The sequence below is a fragment of the Nocardia thailandica NBRC 100428 genome (assembly GCF_000308795.1).
Classification (GTDB): domain Bacteria; phylum Actinomycetota; class Actinomycetes; order Mycobacteriales; family Mycobacteriaceae; genus Nocardia; species Nocardia thailandica.
Genome location: NZ_BAGK01000183.1, coordinates 1 through 18,972, shown reverse-complemented (window position 1 = coordinate 18,972; position 18,972 = coordinate 1). Strand labels below are relative to the sequence as shown.

The window sequence follows — 18,972 nt, the reverse complement described above, 5'->3', positions numbered from 1 at the left end:
GCGCCGGGCGGACCGGACGGCACGCCACCGGAGTCCGGGCTGGCGGCGGGCGTGCGGGCGGTCTTCGGCGGCCCGCCCGCCGATGCCCCCGCCGCACGGCGGTCCGCGCCGGACCCGGTGGACGGCGCGCGCGCCGCCTCGGCGATCGCGGCACGGGCCGCGGCGCTGCTGCCCGGCGGCGTGCGCGAGCGCCTGTCGGTGGACGCGTGGCGCGCCGAGGTGGTGCGGGAGTCGCTGGCGCTCACCGTCGGTCGGGCCGCCGCGGCCACCCCGGTCAACGCCGGGACACTGACCGGGGCGCGCCTGCTGATCGAGCGGATCATGCGCGCGGCGGCCCCGCCGCTGCGCGGGACCGATCATGCCGCCCCACTGGACGGGTCCGTGCGGGGCGAATGGGTCCGCGGGCCCCGCGCCCGGCGCACCGACGCGGTCGTGCTGTACGTGCACGGCGGCGGCTTCGTGGCCGGGTCTGCGCGCGGCTACCGGGGCGTGGCGTCGCGGATCTCCACGGCGACGCGGCTGCCGGTGTTCACCGTCGACTACCGCCTCGCGCCCGAGCACCCCTTCCCCGCCGCGCCCGACGACGTCGCGGCGGCGTTCGGCTACCTGCTCGCCTGCGGCGTCCGGCCCGAGCGGATCGTGGTGGCGGGCGATTCGGCGGGCGGCTTCCTCGCGGCGCATCTGGCGCTGCGGCGGGCCGACGGCGGCCTGCCCGGACCCGCCGCGCTGGTGCTGTTCTCCCCGATCGCCGATCTCACCCTCGGTACGGCCGCCGACGGGCCCGCGGCCCGCGACGGGCTGCTCTCCGAACCCGTGGCGCGCCGGGCGATCTCGCGCTTCACCGACACCCCGTTCGACCTGCGCCCCACCCGCGGCACGTGGCTGCCGCCCCTGCTGGTCCAGGCCGGCGACACCGAGTTCTTCGGCGCCGACGCCGCCGAACTCGTCCGCCGGTGGCAGGTCGCGGGCGGGCACGCCCGGCTGCACCGCTGGCCCGGCCGGCTCCACGCCTTCCAGACCCTGCCCGTCCTCTTCCCCGAGGCCCGCGCCGCCTACCGCGCGGCCGCGCGGTTCGTCGCCGCCCACCTCGACCCGGCCGCCGCCGCCTGACTCCCGCCGATCCGGGGGGAGAACCACGCCGGGCCCGGACCCGTCCACCGACGAGTCCGGGCCCGGTGCTGTGCGCTCAGTCGCGTTCGAGGATGAAGAAGTACGGTGCCGGGCGGTCGCGGAAGTCCATCAGACCCAGCAACGTGGTCTCGTCGACGCGACGGAACACGTCGATGATCGGCAGGTGGTCGTAGATCATCGCCGCGGTCACCTCCCCACGGAACTCGATGTCGCGCAGACGCGCCCGGTACCGCCGGGTGCGCAGCGCGGGCTCGAGCACGCGCATCAGGCCGCGGCCGCGCGCCACGAGCGGCGCGGGGGCGCGGTCGGCCAGGCCCAGCGGGATCCGGCGCGGGTCGACCGCGTAGATCCCGGCCGACGGGTCACCGAACAGCAGCGGATGCACGCTGTCGGGCCCGTCGAACTGCTTGCCGTACCAGCCCGAGGCGTCGAGCAGCCCGTCCATGGGGTGCCCGGTGGCCAGTTCCCGCCCGTGCCAGCGGCCGGTCAGCTCGGCCGCGGACACCGCGGGCAGGCGGTCGAACAGCGCCAGCGCCTGCTCCCGCGTGCACGCGGGTTCCAGGGCGGTGAGTTCGGTCGTCGTCATGGTCTCGTGCTCCTGGTGTCTCGCGCGATCAGGCGGGCAGCCGCAGCGCGCCCGGCGCGCTCGCGGGGACCGCGGGGTCCTTCGGGGCCACCGGCGAGACCCGGCGGTAGGGGGCGCCCAGTTCCGGCCGCGGATCCGCCTCGCCCTTGTTCGGCCAGAACGCCATGGCGCGCTCGGCCTGGGCGGTGATGGTCAGCGACGGATTCACCCCGAGGTTGGCGGTGATGGCGCTGCCGTCGGCCACGTGCAGACCGGGATGCCCGTAGACACGCTGGTACGGATCGACCACGCCGTGCTCGCGGGAGTCGCCGATGGTGCAGCCGCCGATGTAGTGCGCGGTCGCCGGGATGTTGAAGATGTCGGTGACGATGTTGCCGGTGTCGCCGTCGGCGTGCTCGGCGTAGCGGCGCGCGACGTCGTGGGCCACCGGCAGCCACTCCGGGTTCGGTTCGCCCGTCCCCTGTCTGGTCACCAGCCTGCGGCCCTTGAGGAACGAGGTCAGCGAGTTGTCCAGCGACTGCATGATCAGCAGGATGACCGCGCGCTCGGAGGCCCGGTGCGCGTTCTGCGAGCGCAGGAACAGGATCGGGTGCAGCAGGATGGTCAGCAGCAGCCGCAGGAAGCGGAAGGCCCCGCCGTCGACCATGGGCACCGTCTGCACGAACAGCGCGTTCTGGCCCTTGCCGTAGCTGCACACCTCGACATGGGTCTGCGGCTCGGGGTGGATCGAGGAGGTGATGGCCACGCCTTGGGCGAAATCGGTGCGCGAGCGGCTGACCACGCCGACGATGGCCTCGGAGTTGCTGCGGGTCAGCTCGCCCAGCCGGGGCGAGAGCTGCGGCAGGGTGCCGTCGCCGCGCAGCTTGTGCAGCAGCTTCTGGGTGCCGAGCGCCGCGGCCGCGAACACGACCTGCTCGGCGGTGAAGGTGCGCTTGTTCTTGCGCAGCAACCGATCCGACTGCGTCGTCTCCACGCGGTAGCCGCCCCGGCCGTCCGGCGCGACCGAGGTGACCGTGGTCAGCGGATGGACCTGCGCGCCCTTGCTCTCGGCCAGGTGCAGGTAGTTCAGCGTGGTGGTGTTCTTGGCGTTGTGTTTGCAGCCGGTGAAGCACTCCGAGCAGTGGATGCAGCCCGCCCGGCGCGGCCCGGCGCCGCCGAAGTACGGGTCGTCCACGGTGACGCCCTCGCTGCCCTCGTTGAAGAACACGCCGACGTGGGTGCGGTGGAAGGTGTCGGCGACCTTCAGGTCGCGCGCCACCTGCAGCAGCACCTCGTCCTTGGGACCGACCCGCGGGTTCTCCACGACGCCGAGCATGCGCTTGGCCTGGTCGTAGTAGGGCGCGAGCTCGTCGCGCCAGTCGGTGATGTGGGCCCAGGCGCGGTCGGTGTAGAACTCCGGCAGCGGCTCGTAGAGGGTGTTGCCGTAGATCAGCGAGCCGCCGCCGACGCCGGAGCCGCTGAACACCAGGCACTTGCCCAGCGCCGAGATGCGCTGGGGCCCGGTCAGTCCCAGCCGCGGCGCCCAGATGGACTTGCGGATGTTCCAGTTCGTGCGCGGGTAGTCCTCGACGTTCCAGCGCCTGCCGGATTCCAGGACGCCGACGCGGTAGCCCTTCTCGGTGAGCCGCAGCGCGGTCACGCTGCCGCCGAAACCGGAACCCACGACGAGGACGTCGTAGTCGTAACCGTTGTCGCTCATCGCGATACCACCTCGTAGTCGGCAGGGTCGAATCTCGCCTGCGCCTTGTATTCGATGCCGAGCAGGGGCCAGTTGGTCGTGATGCGGCCGTCGGCCTGGCGGTACCAGGACGAGCAGTGACTCCACACGCTGTCGCGCAGTTCGGCCTGGATGCGTTCGTCGTAGGCCTGCTCCACCTCCGCGCGCACGGCGAGGGCGCCGCCGGCGCCGGCCAGGTGGGTGACGTAGCGGCCCAGGTAGCGGGCCTGCACCTCGAGGAAGTAGATGATCGAGCCGCCGCCGGTGTTGGTGTTGGGCCCGTACATCAGGAACAGGTTGGGGAACCCGGGCACGGTCATGCCGTAGTAGGCGCGGGCGCCCGCCTTCCACTCGCGGTGCAGATCCCGGCCGCCGGAGCCGGTGATCGACATCGGGGCGAGGAACTCGGTCGCCTTGAACCCGGTGCCCCAGATGATGACGTCGACCTCGTGCTCGCGGCCGTCGGCGGTGACCACGCCGGTCTCGGTGATCCGGGTGATCCGCTCGGTGACGAGGTCGACGTTGGGCCGGGTCAGCGCGGGCAGATAGTTGTCGGAGAACAGCACCCGCTTGCAGCCCATGCGGTAGGTGGGCCAGACCTTCTCGAACAGACCGGGTTTGGCGGCGGTCTGCTTGCGCATGTGCCGCTTGGAGATGGCCCTGATGGCGGCGGCGAGCGGCTTGGCGTAGACCCAGGCCACACTCAGTCCCTCGGTCACGCCGTACCAGGTGGCGCGCTCGCCCAGCGCGGTGATCGGCAGCTTCTCGAACATCCGCTGATGCCAGGGCGCGAACGCGCGGTCCGGGCGCGGGATGATGTGCGGCGCGGTGCGCTGGAACACCGTGAGCCGGTCGACCTGCGGGGCGATCTCGGGCACGAACTGGATCGCGCTGGCGCCGGTCCCGATGACCGCGACCCGCTTGCCTGCCAGGTCGACGTCGTGGTCCCACTGCGCCGAGTGGAAGGCCGGGCCCGCGAAACGGTCGGCGCCCTCGATCTCCGGGAAGCCGGGCCGGGACAGCTGGCCGACCGCGGAGACGAGCACGTCGACCACGACGGTGTCGCCGTCGGCGGTGGTGACGGTCCACTTGCCGGTCGCGTCGTCGAAACCGGCGGCGGTGACCTCGGTGCCGAAGCGCACGTGCCTGCGGATGTCGTACTTGTCGGCGATGCCGCGCATGTACTCGAGGATCGCGGGCTGGCGCGAGAAACGGTGCGGCCAGCGGGGATTGGGCTCGAAGGAGAAGGAGTAGAACGGCGAGGGGACGTCGCAGGCGGCGCCGGGGTAGGTGTTCTCCCGCCACACGCCGCCGACGTCGTCGCCCTTCTCGAAGATCACGATGTCGGTGACGCCCTGCTTCTTCAGTTCGATCACCGCGGCGAGGCCGCCGAAGCCGGTGCCGATCACGGCCACGGACGGGGTCGTCATGGGAGGTCCTCTCCGGTGGCGGCACCGGCCGCCACGTCGTCGTGCACGATGCGGGCGCAGGCCGCGGGATCGTCGCTGAACGGCAGATGCCCGCACCCGGGCAGGTCCAGATGCCGCGCGCGCGGCAGCACCCGCCGCGCGGTGGCGCTCTGGGTGCGGTGGATCAGCACGACGTCGCGGGTGCCCCACGCGATGGTGACCGGGATACCGTCGAGGCCGCCGGGATCGTCGGCGGCGCTGAGCGTGTATTCGGCGAAGTCGTCACGGGCCGCGGCGAAGGCCGTCGCCCCGACCAGCCCGGCCAGGTCGAGCCGGGCCGCGGCGGGGTCGACGGCGGCCGGGCGGCCGAACATGGTCGAGAGCAGGACCGTGCGCCCGGCGGGGTGATCGAGCAGGCGGTCCCCGACCGGTCCGGCCACGCGGCCGACGGCCCGCAGGGTGGTCAGCAAGCCCTGGGTCCAGCGGCGGCCCGCGGGGCCGTAGAAGCCCACCGGGGAGAACGCGGTCACCCCGGAGGCGACACCGGCGCGACCCAGCTCCAGGGCGATTCCGCCGCCCATCGAGCTGCCGACCACGTGCGGCCGGGTGATGCCCTCGTCGGCCAGCCAGCCCGCCAGCCACTCGGCGTAGCCGCGGGGTCCGGGGCGCACCCCCGCGAGCAGGGGCGAGTCACCGAAGCCGGGCAGGTCGACGGCGATCACCTCGTTGGACCCGGCGAGCCGGTCGAGGATCGGCGCGAAGACCTGCCACCGGCTGCCGAGGCCGTGCACGAGCACGATCGGCGGGCCGCTGCCACGGCGGTCGAAAGAGATCTGGGGCATCGGCGCCCTTCCCTGCAAGAAACAGTTACTGCGTACGGTTTCTTGATTCCATCAGCGTGACGTACCCCACGTCAAGCCCGGCGGGAAAACGGCAGGGGGATCAGGCGGGCCCGGCGACCGGCTGGGCGGCGATCGCCGACCCCATCCAGCGCAGCAGGTACCGGCGCAGCGCCGCCTCGTCGCCCGCGCGCTCGCCGGGCGAGAGGAAGAAGGACTGCATCGTGCGCAGCACGAATTCGACCAGCTCGGACAGGGATTCGTCGTCGTAACCGTGCGCGGCCCAGTCCACGTCGAAGCGCCGGATCATGGTCATGCCGAAGGCGCGCGACTCGGCCGAGGTCATCTCCCCGGCGTGGCTCTGCGAGTACGACCCCGACAGCAGGATGCCCAGGTGCGGGGTGCGGCGGACCTCGGCCAGGGTGAAGACCACCGCCTCGGTCATCGCCTCCACCGGGTCGGTGAGCCCGCCGACCCGGGCGGTCAGGCGATCGAGGAAGCCGTCGACCGAGGCGATGGCCGCGGCGGTCATGAGCGCGTCCGCGCTGGGGAAATACCGGTAGACGGTCTGGCGGATCACGCCGAGCGATTCGGCGACGTCGGCGATCGAGATCGCCGATCCGGTCCGCCCGATCAGCTCGACCGCGGCGGCCACGATGCGGCGGGCCGCTTCCTCGTCGTCGGCCGGCGGACTGCCGCCCCACCCACGTCTACGCGCCATCGGCAGGACGCTATCACAGCGCGAACGCGCCGCCGGGGCACGAGTTCGCCGCCGATCCGGCCAAACCAATCATACACGCGACCATACATTCGTATGATTACTGGAGACCCGAGGCCGCGCCCAACCCCGAGGACCCTTCTGTGACCGAATTACACGTCCGCAAAATGGATTTCGCCTTCGCCGACTACGACGTGCCCTTCCTGTGGAATCCGGCCAACCCGGCGTTCTCCGCGATGGCCAACGCCGTGTCCTTCCTCGCCATCGGCTTCGAGAAGATGATCGTGCAGCTCATCACCCAGGCGAAGCCGCAGATCACCGACCCGGCGGTGGCCGAGGAGGCCGACGCCTTCATGCGCCAGGAGGGCCAGCACTCCACCGCGCACCGCCAGCACGTCAAGGGCCTGATCCGCCGCTACCCCGGCCTGCAGCGGACCCTCGACGCGGTGATCGCCGAATTCGACACCCTCACCGCCGACACCCCGGTGAAGTACCGCCTGGCCTACACCGCCGACCTCGAGGCCACCTTCACCCCGGTCTTCAAGCTGATGCTCGACAACGACGACACGCTCTTCGCCCCCGGCGACGACCGGGTGGCCTCGCTGTTCATCTGGCATTTCGTCGAGGAGGTCGAGCACCGCAGCTCGGCGCTGATCATCTTCGACTCGGTGGTCGGCAGCGAGCTGTACCGCATGCGGGTGGCGCCCTCGATCTTCCGCCACGTGCTGAAGGTGGTCGCGGTGGCGTGCGCCGGCTTCAACGAGCACGTCCCCCTGGCCGACCGGCAGGTCGACGCGATGGCCATGTTCGCCCGGTACCGGCACGGCCAGACCCTGCGCCGCCTGCTGCCCGGCCTGCGCCCCGCCGACAACGGCACCATGCCCCGCGCCTTCGACCACCTGCCGCGCCGCGAGCAGCTGGTGGCGCTGGGCGGCATCATCCGCAGCCAGATGCCCCGGCACAACCCGGCGCACGAGAATCTGCCGGAGCTGGCGAACCGGTGGTTCGAGCGCTACGACGAGGGCTACGACGTCACGCGCTGGTACACCGCCGAGAAGACCGGCGCGTAGGGGGGCGACATGTCGGATCACTGCTCCCCCACCTTCGACCGGCTCGCCACCGAACTCGGGTTCTCCTGCGACGAGGCGGGCGGGCTGGTCGAGTTCCGCAATCCGGCCGGGCTGGAGAACTGGACGCTGCCGGTTCTCGAGGTCACGATCGTGCTCGGCGCGGTGCTGGCGCTGATCCTGGCGATCCGGCGGTGGCGCCGCCGGGGCGATCCCACCGATCTGGTGGTCTGGTTCGGCGCGACGGCCTACCTGTTCGTCATCGAGCCGCCGCTGTACTTCCCGGCGGCGTTCGGCATCGACGAGCACGTGGACACCATGTTCGCCCACAACCTGTTCTCGGTCGAGTTCCTCTGGGGCAGGCTGCCGCTCTACATCGTGGCCATCTACCCCTTCATGGCCACGATCGCGTTCGGCATCGTGCGCAGCCTCGGGGTGTTCCGCCGCTACGGCACCCTGGCGGGCGCGGCCTGCGTCGGCTTCGTGCACCACGCCTTCTACGAGGTCTTCGACCACCTGGGCCCGCAGCTGCGCTGGTGGGAATGGTCGGTGGACAATCCGCTCAACCAGCCGATGTTCGACTCGGTCCCGATGGGCAGCGTGGTGGTCTTCGCCGCGCTGTGGCCGATGTCGCTGGCCTTCTGCGTGCAGTACTTCGTGGGCCGCCACGTCGACGCGGGCCGCGACTTCGGTGGGCCGGAACTGCTCTGGCGCACCGTGGTCGTCGGGCTGGCGGCCTCGGTCGGCACCTTCCTGCTCCCGCTGCCCGCCACGGTGATCGGCCTCGCGGGCGACACCGTGCGCGGGGTGGTCTACGCCCTCGAGCTGGCGACCCTGTCGGTGGTCGCGGTGGTCCTGCTGGTCGCCCGGTGGCGGCAGCTGCGCGAGCCGGGCGCCGCGCCCGAGGAGTACCGCAACCCGTTCGTGGCCTGGTTCGGCCTCGCCTACCTCACGGTGATGGCGCTGCTGTGGCTGACCGCCCTGCCGGACCATGTCGAGGCCACCGGCGGCGAGACGGCGAACGGCGACCCGGTCGGCAACATCTACTACACGATCGCCTGTTTCACGGTCGCGGCGCTCGCGCTGCTGGCCACCGTGACCATTCCCCGCGGAACGGTCACCGCGCCCGCCGCACCCCCGGTGGCCGCGCCTGCCGCCTGATGTCGCGGACGGACCACGGCGGGCGCTCGACCCCGCGCGTGGTCCGTCCTCGACCCCCGCGGGCGCCGATGCCCCGGCGCCCGCGGTGCTCACCCCCGCCCGGGTGCCGCTACGCCCGCCACAGCCGGTCTCCCGCGCGGGACACCACGATGTTGGGCACCACGGCGTTGGCCGACAGCCGCGAGAGGGCCAGCACCAGTTCGGCGATGTCGCCGGTGGTGATCATCGCCTCCGGCGGCACGTCGCCGTGCTTCCAGGCGCTCATGTCGGTGTCGACGTATCCGGGCGACAGGGCCGTCACGTTGACCCCGTTGCCCGACTCCTCCAGGGAGACGGTCTCGCACAGCGAGATCAGCGCGGCCTTGGAGGCACCGTAGGCCGCCAGCCCGGCCTCGCCCGCGACCCCGGTCATCGAGGCGAGGGCCACGATCCTGGCGCCGCGCGCGGGGTCGCGCCGCGCGGTGCGCCGCAGCAGCGGCAGGGCCCGCTGGATCAGCAGCAGCGGGCCGCGCAGGTTGACCTCCATCATCCGCTCGTAGGTGGCGGCAGGCAGGTCGGCGACCGGGCCTGCGGTCCCGGTGCCCGCGCTCGACACGAGCAGGTCGAGCCGGCCGAAGCGCTCGTCGTGCGCGGCGGTCAGGGCGGCGATCCGCTCCGGGTCGTTCATCCGGGCCGGCACGGTCTGCACCTCGGCGCCGGTGTCGGCCCGCAGCCTGCGCGCGGTCTCCTCCAGGGCCTCCGCGCCGCGCGCGGCCAGGGTGAGGGCGAAGCCCTCCTCGGCCAGCCTGCGCGCGATCTCGGCGCCGATCCCCCGGGAACCACCGGTGATCAGCGCGGCCCGCGTCACGCTCATCCCAGGGTCTCCAGCCCGGCGTCCAGCAGGCCGGGCACGGCGGCGCCGACGGTGGCGAAGCCGGAGCCGACGGTCTTGCCCGCCAGGTGCCGCTGGTGGATGCCCTCGGCGATGACGGCCAGCTTGAAGTAGCCGAGCGCCTGGTAGAACGCGGCGTCGTCGAGCTGGTGACCGGTCGCCCACGCGTAGCGTTCGGCCAGTTCGTCGGTCGTCAGGAAGCCGGGGTTCGCGCTGGGCGCGTGCCGGACGCCGAGCACCGGCTCGGCCGCCGGGTCCCAGTACACCTGCAGCAGGCCGAGATCGGCCAGGGGATCGCCCAGGGTCGCCATCTCCCAGTCGACCACCGCGGCCACCGCCGTGCAGTCCGGGGTCAGGATGGTGTTGTCGATGCGGAAGTCGCCGTGCACGATCGACGCGGCCGAGCGCGCGGGCACCCGGGCGGCCAGCAGCTCGGCGAGCCGGTCGACGGTGCCGAGCTCGCGCGTGGCGACCCGGTCCCACTGCCCGCGCCAGCGGCGGACCTGGCGGGCGAGATACCCGGCGGGACGGCCGAATCCGTCGAGGCCGAGGGCGGAGTAGTCGAGCGCGTGCAGGGCCGCCAGGGTGTCGACCAGGGCGCGCGAGCACTGCGCGGCCTGTTCGGTCGTCAGCGCCGCGGCGTCGTCGCCGTCGCGCAGCACCGTGCCCGGCACGAAGGCGACGACGGAGAACGGGACACCGAGGACCTCGGGGTCCTCGCACAGCGCCACCGCCCGCGCGACCGGGAAACCGGTGTCGCCCAGGGCCTCGACGACGCGGTACTCGCGCGCCATGTCGTGCGCGGTCGGGGTGAGCGGGCCGAGCGGCGGACGGCGCAGCACCCACTCGCGTGCCCCGTCGGTGAGGTGGTAGGTGAGATTGGACTTGCCGCCGTCGAACAGGCGCGCGGTCAGCGGGCCCGCGCAGTCGGGGACCCGCTCGTCGAAGAAGCGTTGCAGCGCGGGCAGATCGAGCCCGGCCAGGGCGGGCGCACTCATGCGCGTCCTTTCTGTGCGTTGCGCAGCGCGCGACGGGCCACCGCCCAGCGGTGGGTCTCCGACGGGCCGTCGTAGATCCGGAAGGGACGGACCTCGCGGTAGAGGCGGGCCAGCGGCGCGTCGGTCGAGACGCCGTAGGCGCCGCACACCTGCAGCGAGCGGTCGACCACCCGGCCCACCGCCTCGGCGACGAAGGTCTTGGTGATCGAGGTGATGTTCGCCCCGCGGGCGCCGGAGTCCAGCTCCCAGCAGGCGCGGAGGATCAGGGCACGGGAGGCCTCGATGTCGATCTCGTTGTCGGCCAGCAGGGACTGGACCATGCCCAGGTCGCCGAGCGTGGCGCCGAAGGCGGCGCGGTCGGCCGCGTAGCCGAGCGCGATGTCGGCGGCGCGCCGGGCCGAGCCGAGCCAGCGCATGCAGTGCGTCATGCGGGCCGGACCCAGCCGCACCTGGGCGTAGTCGAAGCCGCGGTCGACCTCGCCCAGCACCGCGTCGGCGCCGACCTCGACCGAGTCGAGCAGCAGCTCCGAGTGCCCGCCGTACATGCTCGCGTCGAGCGTGCCGACGTCGCGCTTGCGGGTGAAGCCGGGGGTGTCGGCCGGGACGAGGAACATCGTCGCGCCGCCCGCCGAGCCGGGTTCGCCGCTGGTGCGCGCCATGACGATGGCGAAGTCGGCGCCGTTGGCGCCGGTGGTGAACCACTTGTGCCCGTTGATGACCCAGCCCGCCGAGGTCCGCTCGGCCCGGGTGCGCAGGGCCGACGGGTCCGACCCGGCGCCGGGCGCGGGCTCGGTCATGGCGAAGCAGGACCGGATGTCGCCCGCGGCGAGCGGGCGGAGGTACCGGTCCTGCTGGGCGGGCGTGGCGACCTGGGCGAGCAGGTGCATGTTGCCCTCGTCCGGGGCGGCGCAGTTCTGGGCGAGCGGCCCGAACAGTGAGTAGCCCGACGCCTCGAACACCGGTGCGCGGTCGGCCATCCCGAGGCCGAGACCGCCGAACCCGGGCTCCACGTGGGGTGCGAAGACACCCGCGGCCTTCGCCGCGGTCTGCAGCGCGACGCGCACGTCCTCGGGCAGCGCGTGCGCGTCGCCCTGGTACTGCTCCTCCACCGGCAGCACCAGCTCCCGGACGAGGTTCTCGGTGCGGGTGACGATCTCGCCGACGGTCGGCGGGTGGGTGAAGTCGATCGCCATCAGACGCGCTCGACGATCGTCGCGTTGGCCATGCCGCCCGCCTCGCACATGGTCTGCAGGCCGTAGCGGCCGCCGGTCTGCTCGAGGTGGTTGACCATCGTGGCCAGCAGGCGGATACCGGAGGCGCCCAGCGGATGCCCGAGGGCGATGGCGCCGCCGCGCGGGTTGAGCCGGGCCGGGTCGGCGCCCAGCTCCTGCTGCCAGACCAGCGGCACCGAGGCGAAGGCCTCGTTCACCTCGAAGGTGTCGATGTCGTCGACGCCGAGGCCCGCGCGCGAGAGCACCTTGCGGCTGGCGGGTACGACGGCGGTCAGCATGAGCGTGGGGTCGTCGCCCGCGACGGCGAAGGAGTGGAACCGCGCCCGCGGGGTGAGGCCGAGGCGGTTCGCGGCCGATTCGCTCATGATCAGGGCGGCCGCGGCGCCGTCGGTGAGCGGCGAGGAGTTGCCCGGGGTGATGGACCAGTCGATCTCCGGGAAGCGCCGGGCCATGGTCTCGTCGGTGAAGGCGGGGCGCAGCCCGCCCAGGGTCTCGAGGGTGGTCTGCGGGCGGATGGTCTCGTCGGCGGTCAGCTCGCCCGCGGCGACCAGCTCGGCGGCGAAGCCACCCGCGGCGGCGGTCCGTGCGGCCTCGGCGTGCGAGCGCAGCGCGAACGCGTCGAGGGCGGCGCGGTCGATCTTCCAGCGGGCGGCAAGCAGCTCGGCCGAGATGCCCTGGGAGATCAGTCCTTCGGGGTAGCGGTGCGCCAGCGGCGCGCGGTTGATGTCCTTGCCCTGGGTGTTGGAGAACATGGGCGATCGGCTCATGGACTCCACGCCGCAGGCCACCACCACGTCGTAGGCGCCGGCCAGGACGCCCTGCGCCGCGAAGTGCACGGCCTGCTGACTGGAGCCGCACTGCCGGTCGACGGTGGTGCCGGGCACGGATTCGGGCAGGCCCGCGGCGAGCACCGCGGTGCGGGTGATGTTGCCCGCCTGCTCGCCGCTCTGGGTGACGCAGCCGCCGATCACGTCGTCGATCAGCGCCGGATCCAGGTCGTGCCGCGCGAGCAGGTCGGTGAGCACACCGGCCAGCAGCGTGGCGGGGTGGATGCCGGACAGACCCCCGCCGGGCTTGCCCCGCCCCGATGGTGTCCGGACTACGTCGACGATGACCGCCGTCTCCATGATTCTCCTCGCGTCCCGGCCGCCGGGTCACCCCACGACCGTCTCCTGTACCGGTTAAGTTAATCATGGTTTCCATCCGATACGACAGCCGTATACTCGATAAGCAGGCCGTTGACCACCTGGAGAATCCGATGTTAGTGTCAGTTCCGTCGCAATGGCGCGACATCAACCACCATGTGGTGCGAACACAGCCCGGTACCCGGCAACCACCCGCCGGGTACCGGCGGTTGTCGGGGGCGCGAGCACCGCTCCGTACCATCGACCTATGAGCGTCACCGATCGCCGCACCGAAGAACCGGACCACAAGGGTGCGGTGTCCACCGAACCCGCCCGGGTCATCCGGCGGCGGCCGAAGAACCGGCGCGCGCAGATCGCCGCCGAGGCCGCGGCGGCCTTCGGCGAGAAGGGCTACCACGGTGTCAGCATGGAGGACATCGCGGGCCGCCTCGACATCAGCTCGGCCGCGCTCTACCGCCACTACCGCAGCAAGTACGCGCTCTTCCGCGAGGAGTTGTTCCGGCTGGCGCAGCTGACCGTCGACGCCGCGACCCTGCCCGAGGACGCCGCGGAGCTGTCCCCGCGCGAGCGCTGCGCGCGCATCGTCGACGCCGCCATCGAACGCACGATCAACAACCGCTCGACGGTCGCCCTGGTGCGCTGGGAACGCCGCTACCTGACCGACGAGGACCGCCGCGCACTCGACGACCTCTTCGCCGACGCGGTCGGGCTCCTCGGCGACGAGATCGCGCGCCTGCGACCGGGTCTGCGCCGCAACGACATCGCGGTGCGTTCGGTGGCGGTCTTCAGCGTGATCAGCAGCATCGGCGACCACCACGCGAGCCTGCCGGTCAAGCAGCTCGCGCCGCTGCTGCAGTCGGCCTGCCGGGCGCTCATCGAGGTCGATCTGCCCGTGGCCGTGCACCCGCCGCGCCCGGAGCCCGCCGCGGGCGCACCCGCCCCGTTCATGCACGAGCTGCTGCTGACCGAGTCCGTGGCGCTGTTCCACGAGCACGGCTACCAGAACGTCAGCATGGAGGAGATCGCGGCGGCCGCCGACCTGGCGACGGCGTCGGCGGTGTACCGCTACTACCGCAGCAAGAGCGACCTGCTGGCCGCCGCGTTCCGCCGCGCGGCCGACATCGTCTCGGGCGCGATCGGCCCCACGGTGGCCACGTCGTCCTCCCCGGAGGAGGCGCTGTCGCGGTTGATCGACATGTACGTCGAGGGCTCCTTCGAGGCCCGCGCGCTGACCTACGTGTACTACGCCGAGTTCCGCAACGTGGCCCCCGAGGACCGGGTGACGCTGCAGCACATCCAGCAGCTGGTCATCTCCGAGTGGACCAAGCTACTGGTGCGGGTGCGGCCCACGCTGTCCGAGGCCGAGGCGCGCATCCTCGTGCATGCGGGTTTCGCGCTGGTCGTCGACCTGGGCCGCGCCTTCGGCGACGACGGCATCGCGCCGCAGAACCGGGTCGTCGCCCTGCACCGCGCCACCCTGTTCGGTCACGACGCGACGCCGACCCGGTAGGTCAGCTGCGCGAAGCGGCCGAGCCGGCGCACGGCGGTGAGCTCCAGGCGGTCCGAGAGCAGCCTGCGCGGCAGCAGGGGCGCGCCCCCGCCGAGGGTCACGGGCGCGACGGTGGCGACGATCTCGTCCAGCAGCCCGGCGTCGGCGAACCGCGCGGCCAGTTCGCCGCCCCCAACCACCCAGACCGCGCGGTCCCCCGCCGCCTCGGCCATGCGCGCGTGCGCGGCGGCGACGTCGCCCGCGACGAACCGGATGTCGGCGCCGGGCACCCCGGGCAGGTCGCGATGGGTGAACACCCAGCACGGGATGTCCCCGTAGGTCTGGTCCCAGCGCGCGGTGTCGTCGTTGGCCAGGATCCACTCGTAGGTGGTGGCGCCCATGCACATCGCGCCGATACCGGGCAGGAACGCGGCGATGTCGGCGGCGGCGCTGCCGTCCTCGTCGGGCACCTCCAGCAGCCAGCTCAGGGAGTTGTCGGCGTCGGCGAGGTATCCGTCGAGGCTGGTGGCGGTGTAGTAGCGGGTTGTCATGCCATCAGCCTGCCGACCGGGTGTGCCATCCGCTGTCAGGGTTTCCGGCGCGTCCGCGATCAGTCCTCGCGGGGCACGCGCCCGTCGACGTCGGTGAACCCGTAGGCCAGCGCGAGGTCGGCGACCCGCCACGCCTGCCCGCCGCGGGCGAGGCGGTCCGGGTCGGCGGCCAGGGCGACCACGGCGCGGCCGGGGAAGCGCGGGGTCTCCGCCGCGTCCAGGTCGAAGGTGCCCTCGCCGGGCAGGGTCACCTCGCGGCGGCCGTCGGGGCCCGCCGGGACCAGTTGCAGCAGTTCGGTGTCCACGATGCCGGGCCAGATCGACACCGCGGTCGCGCCGGTGCCCTCCAGGTCGTGGGCCAGGTCGGCGGTGAGCCGGTCGAGGGCGGTCTTGGCCACGCCGTAGACGGCGTTGTGCATGTAGCGCCGCGCCCCCGGCGAGGACACGTTGACGATCAGGCCCGCGGACTCGATCAGCAGCGGCGCGGCCAGCACCGCGGCCACGTAGTGGGAGCGGACGCCGATGTCGAAGGTCTCGTCCCAGGCCTTCGCGGGCACGTCCCAGAACTTGCGCCCGAGCCAGCGGGCGGCGGCGGGCGAGTTGTAGACGTTGTTGACCAGGATGTCGAGGCGCCCGCGCTCCGCGCGGACCCGGGCGAACAGCGCCTCGACGGCCGCGTCGTCGCCGTGGTCGCAGACGACCGGGATGCCGTGGCCGCCCAGCGCGGTGACCTCCTCGGCGGTGGCGCCGACGGTGCCGGGCAGCCGGCCCGGGGTGGTGGTGCGGCCGGTGACGTACACGGTCGCGCCCGCCGCGCCGAGTTCCAGGGCGATGCCCTTGCCGATGCCGCGACTCGCGCCGGTCACCACCGCGACCCGGCCGGACAGGAGTTCGGGTGTTCCGCTCATGACCTCCGGACACTACCGTGCAGAATGAGAACACGTTCTAGAAGTGGAGCCGGTACATGGAACTGACCCAGCGATATCTCGACACCGGCGGCGTCCGGATGCACGTCAGCGAGCGGGGGCAGGGGTTTCCCGTCGTGTTCTGCCACGGCTTCCCGCACACCGGATTCGTCTGGCACCGCCAGCTCGCCGCCGTCGCCGCGGCGGGCTACCGCGCCCTGGCGCCGGACCTGCGCGGGTACGGGCGCACCGACGCGCCCGCCGACCCCGCCGCCTACACCAACGAGGCCGTGATCGGCGACCTGCTGGCGCTGCTGGACGACATCGGCGCCGGGCGGGCGGTGTTCGTCGGGCTGGACTTCGGCGCGCAGCTGGTCTGGGAGCTGGCGCTGCGCGCGCCCGAGCGGGTCGCGGCCGTCGCGATCCTCAACAATCCGTACGCCCCGCGCCCGCCGCGGCCGCCCTCGGACTTCTGGACCAGAGCCGCCGAGCGGCACTTCCTGCACCTGTCCTACTTCCAGACCCCGGGCGTGGCCGACGCCGAACTGGCCGCCCGGCCTCGGGAATTCCTCGCCCGCGTGTACTACGCCCTCTCCGGGGACTACCACTACCTCGACACCTGGAAGAACCCACCGGGCCTCGGCTACCTCGACGTGCTCCCCCAGGCGCCCGAGCTGCCGTGGCGATGGTTGACCGAGGCCGAGTTCGACACGCTGGCCGCGGAATTCGAGCGCACCGGCTTCACCGGCGGCCTCAACTGGTACCGCAACCTCGACCGCAACTGGCGGCTCACCGAATCCCTCGCGGGCGCGGACGTCACCGTCCCCGCCTACTTCCTCTACGGCGAACACGATCCCGACATGGAGGGTTTCGCGGGCCGCGACCCCCTCACCACCCTGCGCGCCCACGTCACCGACCTGCGCGCGGTCGTCCGCGTCCCCGACGCGGGCCACCTGGTCCAGCTCGAACAGACCGACGCCGTCAACGCCTTCCTCACCACCGCCCTGCACGAGCTGGGCGTCGGCACGCAGGGCTGAGGACCGCGGCCACGGAACAGATCTCGCCGCCACCCGTGTGGGGGTGGCGGCGAGATTCCCCTCCGGGTGGGGGGCCTAGAGCCCGTAGGTCTTGCCGATGATGTCGCGCTGGATCTCGCTGGTGCCACCGAAGATGGTGGACACCAGCGCGCCGCGGACGTGCTTCTCCATGTCGAATTCGCGGGCGTAGCCGTAGCCGCCCATCATCTGCATGCCCTCGAGCGCGACGCGCTTGCTGACCTCGGTGGCCTTGAGCTTGGCCATCGACGCCTCGCGCGCCAGCATCTTGTCCGGGTTGGCGTCGGCCTCCCGCGCCACGCTGTAGACCAGCAGCTTGGTGCACTCGATCTCGGTGGCCAGGTCCGCGATGCGGTGCCGCAGCGACTGGAAGGTGCCGATCGGGCGGCCGAACTGCTTGCGCTGGGAGATGAACTCCAGGGTGTCGGCGAAGGCGCGCTCGGCGGCGCCGAGGCTCATCGCGGCCAGGATGAGGCGCTCGAAGTTCAGGCCGGTCATCAGCTGACGCCAGCCGTTGCCCTCCTCGCCGACGACCGCGTCCTCGGGGAGGAAGCAGTCGGTGAAGTAGAGATCGTTGGTCTCCTTCTGGTTGCCCATGAGCTCGATCGGGGTGATCTGCAGCCCGGGGGTGTCCGCGGGCACGTGGAACATGGTCATGCCCTCGTGCTTGCCGCCCTCCTTGGAGGTGCGCGCGACCAGCAGGATGTTCTCGGAGATGTGGGCGTTGGAGCACCAGGTCTTCTGGCCGTTGACGATCCAGCCGCCGTCGGCCTTGACCGCCTTGGTCGACAGGTTGCCCACGTCCGACCCCGCCTCGGGCTCCGACATCGAGATCGACTGCGAAGCACCGCGCACGATGCCGGTGAGCACGGTCTGCTTCTGCTCCTCGGTCCCGAACTTGGCGTAGGCGCCGCCGGTGATCAGCGTCGGGCCGATGGCGCCGATCGGCAGCATGCCGCGCAGCGACTCCTCGAGCAGGATGCACATGTCCACCATGGAGGCGTCCGAGCCGCCGTAGGCCTCCGGCACGGTGAGCCCGAGCCAGCCCAGCTCGGCCATCTTGGCGTACACCTCCGGGTTGTGCTGCTCCCGGTCGTGGTCGGTCAGCGCGTCGCGCTGCTCCCTGGTGCCCGCCTCGCGCTTGGCGAACGCGGCGACAGCAGCCGCGAAATCCTGTTGTTCCGGGCTGAATTCGACGCCCATGCGGTTGTTCCTCTACTTCCTGTTGGGGATGGGTCTACTTGGCGCGGTACCGCAGCGAGGCGACCTTGCGCAGCAGGCCGGTGGTCTCGGGGGTGCGGTCGAAGGACAGCAGCGCCATGCCGGGCAGCTGGTACTTCTGGCGCGCGATCGAGTGGGTGCGGGTGAATCCGCGCAGGCCCTCGGGACCGTGGATGCGGCCGATCCCGGATTCGCCGACGCCGCCGAAGGGCAGCGCGGCGATGGCGGCGTAGGCGGCCGGGCTGTTGATCGAGGTCGCGCCCGCGCGCAGCCGGCGCGCGATCGCCATGCCGTTCCGGCGCGAGTACACCGAGGAGGCGAGGCCGTAGCGGGAGTCGTTGGCCAGCCGGATCGCCTCGTCGACGTCGCGCACGCCGCGCACGGTCAGCGTGGGGCCGAAGGTCTCCTCCACGACCGCCTCGGAATCCTCGGGCGCGTCGAGCAGCACGACCGGGGACACGAACGGCGCGCGGATCGAGTCCTCGCCGCCGACCACGGCCTTGGCGCCCTTGGCGAGCGCGTCCTTGACGTGGCGCGCGACCACCTCGACCTGCGACGGCAGGGTCATCGGGCCGTAGGACGCGCCCTCGCCGACACCCGGGGTCAGATCGGCGACCTTCTTGGTCAGCTCGGCGAGGAACTCCTCGAGCACGGATTCGACCACGTAGCAGCGCTCGGCGCCGACGCAGGTCTGGCCCGAGTTGGCCATGGCCGACCAGGCGATGGCGTCGGCGGCCGCCACGATGTCGGCATCCTCGGCGACGATGGCCGCGTCCTTGCCGCCGCACTCGAGCACCACCGGGATCAGGCGCTCGGCGGCGGCGGCCGCGATGCGCTTGCCGGTGGCGGTGGAGCCGGTGAAGGCGATCATGTCGAC

18 protein-coding genes are annotated in these 18,972 nt (G+C 72.4%); 5 read left to right on the top strand and 13 right to left on the bottom strand.

Going from position 1 to position 18,972, the window contains the following annotated elements; all coding sequences use genetic code 11:
- Positions 1-1,110 (top strand): alpha/beta hydrolase (locus ON36_RS19940; RefSeq protein WP_157224951.1); only part of this gene is annotated, 1,110 nt, incomplete at its 5' end.
- A 76-nt stretch (positions 1,111-1,186) separates the two neighbouring features.
- Here the strand turns inward: ON36_RS19940 and ON36_RS19935 are convergent.
- The 5 genes from ON36_RS19935 to ON36_RS19915 all read right to left on the bottom strand — a co-directional run bounded on the left by ON36_RS19935 (position 1,187) and on the right by ON36_RS19915 (position 6,403).
- Complete coding sequence (locus ON36_RS19935) at positions 1,187-1,717, bottom strand: DUF4334 domain-containing protein (protein ID WP_043655766.1); 531 nt, start codon at positions 1,715-1,717, stop codon at positions 1,187-1,189.
- A 28-nt stretch (positions 1,718-1,745) separates the two neighbouring features.
- Positions 1,746-3,416: a GMC oxidoreductase gene (locus tag ON36_RS19930; RefSeq protein ID WP_043655763.1), complete on the bottom strand. Its 1,671-nt coding sequence runs from the start codon at positions 3,414-3,416 to the stop codon at positions 1,746-1,748.
- The gene (locus ON36_RS19925; protein WP_043655760.1) at positions 3,413-4,864 is read right to left on the bottom strand and encodes a flavin-containing monooxygenase; all 1,452 of its coding nucleotides are present in this window, start codon (positions 4,862-4,864) and stop codon (positions 3,413-3,415) included. The genes ON36_RS19930 and ON36_RS19925 overlap by 4 nt, the downstream gene beginning before the upstream one ends.
- The gene (locus ON36_RS19920; protein ID WP_043655757.1) at positions 4,861-5,685 is read right to left on the bottom strand and encodes an alpha/beta fold hydrolase; all 825 of its coding nucleotides are present in this window, start codon (positions 5,683-5,685) and stop codon (positions 4,861-4,863) included. Before ON36_RS19920 ends, ON36_RS19925 begins: the two co-directional genes overlap by 4 nt.
- A gap of 100 nt (positions 5,686-5,785) precedes the next feature.
- Complete coding sequence (locus ON36_RS19915) at positions 5,786-6,403, bottom strand: TetR/AcrR family transcriptional regulator (RefSeq protein WP_043655754.1); 618 nt, start codon at positions 6,401-6,403, stop codon at positions 5,786-5,788.
- 140 nt (positions 6,404-6,543) lie between these two features.
- Between ON36_RS19915 and ON36_RS19910 the strand changes: the two genes are divergently transcribed.
- Positions 6,544-7,470 (top strand): metal-dependent hydrolase, encoded by a 927-nt coding sequence (locus ON36_RS19910; protein WP_043655751.1) that lies wholly within the window; start codon positions 6,544-6,546, stop codon positions 7,468-7,470.
- A 9-nt stretch (positions 7,471-7,479) separates the two neighbouring features.
- Positions 7,480-8,628 (top strand): DUF7802 domain-containing protein, encoded by a 1,149-nt coding sequence (locus tag ON36_RS19905; protein WP_043655748.1) that lies wholly within the window; start codon positions 7,480-7,482, stop codon positions 8,626-8,628.
- Between the two features lie 109 nt (positions 8,629-8,737).
- Here ON36_RS19905 and ON36_RS19900 read toward each other — a convergent pair whose 3' ends face one another.
- From ON36_RS19900 to ON36_RS19885, 4 genes are read right to left on the bottom strand one after another with little or no spacing between them, the layout of a single operon-like run.
- Positions 8,738-9,481: an SDR family NAD(P)-dependent oxidoreductase gene (locus ON36_RS19900; RefSeq protein WP_083885253.1), complete on the bottom strand. Its 744-nt coding sequence runs from the start codon at positions 9,479-9,481 to the stop codon at positions 8,738-8,740.
- Positions 9,478-10,497, bottom strand: coding sequence for a phosphotransferase family protein (locus ON36_RS19895; RefSeq protein WP_043655742.1), 1,020 nt, complete (start codon positions 10,495-10,497; stop codon positions 9,478-9,480). Before ON36_RS19895 ends, ON36_RS19900 begins: the two co-directional genes overlap by 4 nt.
- Complete coding sequence (locus ON36_RS19890) at positions 10,494-11,690, bottom strand: acyl-CoA dehydrogenase family protein (RefSeq protein WP_043655739.1); 1,197 nt, start codon at positions 11,688-11,690, stop codon at positions 10,494-10,496. The genes ON36_RS19895 and ON36_RS19890 overlap by 4 nt, the downstream gene beginning before the upstream one ends.
- Entirely contained in the window at positions 11,690-12,856 is a 1,167-nt protein-coding gene (locus tag ON36_RS19885) for a thiolase family protein (RefSeq protein ID WP_043655736.1), read from the bottom strand. The genes ON36_RS19890 and ON36_RS19885 overlap by 1 nt, the downstream gene beginning before the upstream one ends.
- A gap of 265 nt (positions 12,857-13,121) precedes the next feature.
- Between ON36_RS19885 and ON36_RS19880 the strand changes: the two genes are divergently transcribed.
- Positions 13,122-14,384, top strand: a complete 1,263-nt coding sequence (locus tag ON36_RS19880) for a TetR/AcrR family transcriptional regulator (RefSeq protein WP_043655734.1) — start codon at positions 13,122-13,124, stop codon at positions 14,382-14,384.
- Here ON36_RS19880 and ON36_RS19875 read toward each other — a convergent pair.
- Together ON36_RS19875 and ON36_RS19870 are read right to left on the bottom strand one after the other, a co-directional pair.
- Positions 14,360-14,914 carry a dihydrofolate reductase family protein gene (locus ON36_RS19875; RefSeq protein ID WP_043655732.1) on the bottom strand — a complete coding sequence of 185 codons (555 nt, stop codon included), beginning with the start codon at positions 14,912-14,914 and terminating at the stop codon, positions 14,360-14,362. The two genes, ON36_RS19880 and ON36_RS19875, sit on opposite strands and share 25 nt — an antisense overlap.
- Before the next feature lie 59 nt (positions 14,915-14,973).
- Positions 14,974-15,822: an SDR family NAD(P)-dependent oxidoreductase gene (locus ON36_RS19870; RefSeq protein WP_043655730.1), complete on the bottom strand. Its 849-nt coding sequence runs from the start codon at positions 15,820-15,822 to the stop codon at positions 14,974-14,976.
- 56 nt (positions 15,823-15,878) lie between these two features.
- Between ON36_RS19870 and ON36_RS19865 the strand changes: the two genes are divergently transcribed.
- Positions 15,879-16,856: an alpha/beta fold hydrolase gene (locus ON36_RS19865; RefSeq protein WP_043655727.1), complete on the top strand. Its 978-nt coding sequence runs from the start codon at positions 15,879-15,881 to the stop codon at positions 16,854-16,856.
- Between the two features lie 75 nt (positions 16,857-16,931).
- Here ON36_RS19865 and ON36_RS19860 read toward each other — a convergent pair whose 3' ends face one another.
- Positions 16,932-18,077 (bottom strand): acyl-CoA dehydrogenase family protein, encoded by a 1,146-nt coding sequence (locus tag ON36_RS19860; RefSeq protein WP_043655724.1) that lies wholly within the window; start codon positions 18,075-18,077, stop codon positions 16,932-16,934.
- Positions 18,078-18,111: 34 nt separating this feature from the next.
- The coding region (locus ON36_RS19855; RefSeq protein ID WP_043655720.1) for an aldehyde dehydrogenase family protein at positions 18,112-18,972 on the bottom strand (861 nt) is incomplete at its 5' end.

Excerpts from the sequence above, each read along its gene's own strand:
- ON36_RS19935 (WP_043655766.1), bottom strand. The coding sequence starts at position 1,717 with ATGACGACGACCGAACTCACCGCCCTGGAACCCGCGTGCACGCGGGAG.
- ON36_RS19930 (WP_043655763.1), bottom strand. The coding sequence starts at position 3,416 with ATGAGCGACAACGGTTACGACTACGACGTCCTCGTCGTGGGTTCCGGT.
- ON36_RS19925 (WP_043655760.1), bottom strand. The coding sequence starts at position 4,864 with ATGACGACCCCGTCCGTGGCCGTGATCGGCACCGGCTTCGGCGGCCTC.
- ON36_RS19920 (WP_043655757.1), bottom strand. The coding sequence starts at position 5,685 with ATGCCCCAGATCTCTTTCGACCGCCGTGGCAGCGGCCCGCCGATCGTG.
- ON36_RS19915 (WP_043655754.1), bottom strand. The coding sequence starts at position 6,403 with ATGGCGCGTAGACGTGGGTGGGGCGGCAGTCCGCCGGCCGACGACGAG.
- ON36_RS19905 (WP_043655748.1), top strand. The coding sequence starts at position 7,480 with ATGTCGGATCACTGCTCCCCCACCTTCGACCGGCTCGCCACCGAACTC.
- ON36_RS19900 (WP_083885253.1), bottom strand. The coding sequence starts at position 9,481 with ATGAGCGTGACGCGGGCCGCGCTGATCACCGGTGGTTCCCGGGGGATC.
- ON36_RS19895 (WP_043655742.1), bottom strand. The coding sequence starts at position 10,497 with ATGAGTGCGCCCGCCCTGGCCGGGCTCGATCTGCCCGCGCTGCAACGC.
- ON36_RS19890 (WP_043655739.1), bottom strand. The coding sequence starts at position 11,690 with ATGGCGATCGACTTCACCCACCCGCCGACCGTCGGCGAGATCGTCACC.
- ON36_RS19885 (WP_043655736.1), bottom strand. The coding sequence starts at position 12,856 with ATGGAGACGGCGGTCATCGTCGACGTAGTCCGGACACCATCGGGGCGG.
- ON36_RS19880 (WP_043655734.1), top strand. The coding sequence starts at position 13,122 with ATGAGCGTCACCGATCGCCGCACCGAAGAACCGGACCACAAGGGTGCG.
- ON36_RS19875 (WP_043655732.1), bottom strand. The coding sequence starts at position 14,914 with ATGACAACCCGCTACTACACCGCCACCAGCCTCGACGGATACCTCGCC.
- ON36_RS19870 (WP_043655730.1), bottom strand. The coding sequence starts at position 15,822 with ATGAGCGGAACACCCGAACTCCTGTCCGGCCGGGTCGCGGTGGTGACC.
- ON36_RS19865 (WP_043655727.1), top strand. The coding sequence starts at position 15,879 with ATGGAACTGACCCAGCGATATCTCGACACCGGCGGCGTCCGGATGCAC.
- ON36_RS19860 (WP_043655724.1), bottom strand. The coding sequence starts at position 18,077 with ATGGGCGTCGAATTCAGCCCGGAACAACAGGATTTCGCGGCTGCTGTC.